The organism is Planomonospora algeriensis, from assembly GCF_977012225.1.
The window spans coordinates 1-3,869 of the sequence record NZ_CDRNDK010000535.1 but is presented as its reverse complement, the minus strand read 5'-3'; the positions used below and the strand labels follow the sequence as shown (position 1 = coordinate 3,869).

The following is a 3,869-nucleotide window of genomic DNA, read 5'->3' as shown; positions in this document are numbered from 1 at the left end:
CGGGCCCGCCGCCGCGCCGGGACCTGGCCGGCCGCCGTCCCGCTGCTCGCCTTCACCGCGCTGGCCTTCGGGATCCCGGCGGTCGCGCTGCTGCTCGGCGCGTTCACCGTCCCGGACCCGGCGACCGGCGGTTCGGCGTTCGGCACGGCCAACCTGGCCGAAAGCCTCCAGGGCGCCTACCTGGACACCCTGGCCGGCAGCGTGCGGCTGTCGGCCGTGGTGGCGCTGCTCGGCGCGGTCCTCGGCACCTTCCTGGCCCAGGCCGTCGTCACCTCCTCCTCGCGGGCGCTGCGCGAGTCGGTGCTGGCCGCCTCGGGCGTGCTCGCCAACTTCGGCGGCGTGCCGCTGGCGTTCGCCTGGATCGCCACGCTCGGCAACTCGGGCGTGCTCACCCGGCTCCTCGGCCTGGAGGAGCACGGCTGGAGCCTCTACACCTTCTGGGGCCTGGCCCTGGTCTACCTGTACTTCTCCGTGCCGCTGATGGTGCTGGTGACGGTCCCCGCCCTGGACGGGCTGAAGCCGCAGTGGCGGGAGGCGGCGAGCGGCGCCGGCGCCACCTCCTGGCAGTACTGGCGGTACATCGGCGTCCCGGTGCTGGCGCCCTCGCTGCTCGGCGGCGTGGTGCTGCTGTTCGGCGGCGCGTTCGCGGCCTACGCCACCGCCCGGGCGATGGTCGGCAGTTCGGTCCCGCTGGTCACCCTGCAGATCGCCGACGCGCTCACCGGCAACGTGCTGATCGGCCACGAGAACGTGGCGCTGGCGCTCAGCCTCGACATGGTCGTCGTGGCGGGCCTGGTGATGGCCGTCTACCTGCCCCTGCAGAGGAGGAGCAGCCGATGGCTGCGGTGACCCCGATCCTCCCCGGAGTCCCGGGAGACGCGCCCCCGGCGGGCGGGGCGGCGGGCCGTACCCGGCGCGTGCGGTTCTGGCGCGGCGCGGTGCTGGGGGCCGCGGCGGTCTACTTCCTGCTCCCGATGGGCGCCTCGTTCTGGTTCACCGCCTACAACGAGCGGCGGGGCTTCTCCCTGGCCGCCTACCCGGAGATCCTCGCCGCCGAGGGCTTCGGCACGAGCATGCTGCTCTCCCTGGCCCTGGCCGCGGCGACGATCGCGGTGGTGCTGGTGCTCGTCCTGCCCGCGGCGCTGGCCGTACGGCTCGGCGCGCCCCGGCTGCGGCCGGTGCTGGAGGTGGTCTGCACGCTCCCGCTGGTGGTGCCGCCGATCACCTTCGTGACCGGGATCAGCACGGTGCTGCGCTGGGGGCCCGACCACCTGGCCGCCACCCCGTTCTGGGCGACGCTGATCGCGATCCAGGACGAGTCGTTCCCGGTCGTGCTGGTGCTGGCCTACGTGGTGCTGGCGCTGCCCTTCGTACACCGGTCGCTGGACGCGGGGCTGCGCGCGATCGACGTGCGCACGCTCGTGGAGGCGGCCCGCAACCTGGGCGCCTCGTGGCCGCACACGGTGTTCCGGGTGATCGTCCCCAACCTGCGGCCGGCCATCTCCTCGGCGGCGTTCCTCACCCTCGCGCTGGTGCTCGGCGAGTACACCGTCGCCGCGCTCCTGGGCTACCAGACCTTCCCGGTCTGGATCGTCACGGTCTCCGGGTCGCGGGGGCAGCTCTCGGTGGCCGTCTCGATCCTCAGCCTGCTGCTCACCTGGCTGCTGCTGCTGGCCCTGTCGGGTGCCGGCGCCGAGCGAAGGAGTTCCCGATGACCGCCGGTGTCGAGTTCCGGGGGCTGCGCCGTACGTTCGGCCGCACGGTCGCCCTGGACGGGCTGGACCTGTCCGTCGAGCCCGGCGAGCTGATGGCGCTGCTCGGCCCGTCCGGCTGCGGCAAGACCACGGCGCTGCGCTGCGTCGCGGGTTTCGAGCACCCCGACGAGGGGTCCGTGCTCGTCGGCGGCCGGGACGTCACCCGGCTGCCGGCCAACCGGCGGGACGCGGGCATGGTCTTCCAGTCCTACTCGCTCTTCCCCAACCTGAACGCCCGCGACAACGTGGCCTTCGGGCTGCGGGTGCGCAAGCGCCCGCGGCGCGGCGGCACGCCCGGGCGGCGGAGCTGCTGGAGCTGGTCGGCCTGCCCGCGCACGGGGACCGCTATCCGCACGAGCTCTCCGGCGGCCAGCAGCAGCGGGTGGCCCTGGCGCGGGCGCTGGCCCTGGAGCCGCGCGTGCTCCTGCTCGACGAGCCGCTGTCCGCGCTGGACGCGAAGGTCCGCGTCACGCTGCGGGAGGAGATCCGGCGGCTCCAGCTCGACCTGGGGATCACCACCGTCTTCGTCACCCACGACCAGGAGGAGGCGCTCTCGGTGGCCGACCGGGTCGCGGTGCTCCGCGACGGGCGGCTGGAGCAGGTGGGCCCGCCCGCCGAGGTCTACGACCGCCCGGCGACGCCGTTCGTGGCCGAGTTCGTCGGCACGATGAACCACATCCCCGGCCGCCTGTCCGGCGGGGAGGTCACCGTGCTGGGCCGGCGGCTGCCGGTGGAGGGCCCGCTCCCGGACGGTCCCGGTGTGCACGTGCTGGTCCGTCCCGAGGCGGTGCTCGTCACGCCCGACGCCGGGGGCACGGCGCTGGTGGTGGCCTCGTCGTTCCGCGGCGCCTCCGCCCGGCTCCGCGTCCGGCTCGCCCCGGACTCCGGTCCCGGGCCGTCTTCCAATCCCGGGCCGTCTTCCGGTCCGGGGTCGCCTTCCGGTTCTGGACCGGCTTCCGGTTCCGGGTCGCCTTCCGGTCCCGGCGGCGTGGAGGTCCTCGCCGACGTCCCCGGCCACGACGCGGTACGGCTCGCCCCCGGCACCCCGGTCACCGTCGACCTGGTCGCCCGCCCGGTCCTGGTCGCTCCCGTCTCGGGCTGATGCCCGCACGGGGATCTCGGTACGCTGAGCTCCCCATACGACGGCGTTTTTGCGGTTAGGTATCACGGTGAACAACCTCAGTCCGGGCGACCCCCTGCAGATCGGGCGATACCGAGTGCTCAGCCGGCTGGGCCGGGGCGGCATGGGAACCGTCTACCTCGGGCAGGCCCCCGACGGCCAGCAGGTCGCGCTCAAGGTGATCAACTCGGAGTACAGCCAGCACGAGCAGTTCCGGATGCGCTTCCGGCGGGAGGCCGACGCGGCCCAGCGGGTGCGGCGGTTCTGCACGGCCGCGGTGCTGGAGGCCGCGCTCGACGGCGACCAGCTCTACGTGGTCACCGAGTTCGTGCCCGGGCCGAACCTGGAGGAGTCCGTGCGCGCGGGCGGCCCGCTCCGGGGCTCCAGCCTCGACGCGCTCGCGGTCGGCGTGGCCACCGCGCTGACCGCCATCCACGGGGCCGGGGTCGTGCACCGCGACCTGAAGCCGTCCAACGTGCTGCTCTCCCCGGTCGGCCCCCGGGTGATCGACTTCGGCATCGCCCGCGCCCTCGACACGCTCAGCGGCGTCACCGGCACCGGCGAGATCATCGGCACCCCCCGCTACATGGCGCCGGAGGTGCTGCGCGGCGAGCCGATCTCCCCGGCCTGCGACGTGTTCTCCTGGGGCTGCCTGGTCGCGTTCGCGGCCAACGGCCGGGCTCCGTTCGGCGGCGAGGCCCTGCACGCGGTGCTCTACCAGGTGCTCAACACCGAACCCGTGCTGGAGGGCATGGAGCCCGGTCTGCGCGAGCTGGTGGCCTACGCGATGGACAAGGATCCGGCCCGCCGGCCCACCTCCCAGCAGCTCCTCGACCACCTGGTCGGCCGCTCGGCCGCGCCCGAGCAGACCGCGCACTCGGTCCAGGCGGTCTGGCAGCAGAGTCCGCCCACCCTGCCGGAGCCCGCCGCGTGGACGGGAGCCGGAGCGGGCGTCCCCGGTGCGCACGCGTACCGGGCGCGGTGCCCCGCGCGCG

General features: G+C 74.6%; 4 protein-coding genes and 2 pseudogenes. All 6 read left to right on the top strand.

All coding sequences use genetic code 11. The annotated features are described in order from the left end of the window. A partial coding sequence (locus tag ACWJ6R_RS31935) for an ABC transporter permease (RefSeq protein WP_449065784.1) occupies positions 1-849 on the top strand: 849 nt, incomplete at its 5' end. Next, complete coding sequence (locus ACWJ6R_RS31930; protein WP_449065783.1) at positions 837-1,715, top strand: ABC transporter permease; 879 nt, start codon at positions 837-839, stop codon at positions 1,713-1,715. The genes ACWJ6R_RS31935 and ACWJ6R_RS31930, both read left to right, overlap by 13 nt. Next, a pseudogene (locus tag ACWJ6R_RS31925) lies at positions 1,712-1,966 on the top strand (ATP-binding cassette domain-containing protein); the annotation flags it as partial. The gene ACWJ6R_RS31930 and the pseudogene ACWJ6R_RS31925, both read left to right, overlap by 4 nt. After that, positions 1,855-2,136 (top strand): annotated as a pseudogene (locus ACWJ6R_RS31920) (hypothetical protein); the annotation flags it as partial. The pseudogenes ACWJ6R_RS31925 and ACWJ6R_RS31920, both read left to right, overlap by 112 nt. Then, positions 2,137-2,856 (top strand): ABC transporter ATP-binding protein, encoded by a 720-nt coding sequence (locus ACWJ6R_RS31915; protein WP_449065785.1) that lies wholly within the window; start codon positions 2,137-2,139, stop codon positions 2,854-2,856. Between the two features lie 67 nt (positions 2,857-2,923). Next, positions 2,924-3,869, top strand: a 946-nt coding sequence (locus ACWJ6R_RS31910) for a serine/threonine-protein kinase (RefSeq protein ID WP_449065782.1), incomplete at its 3' end; no start/stop codon positions are given.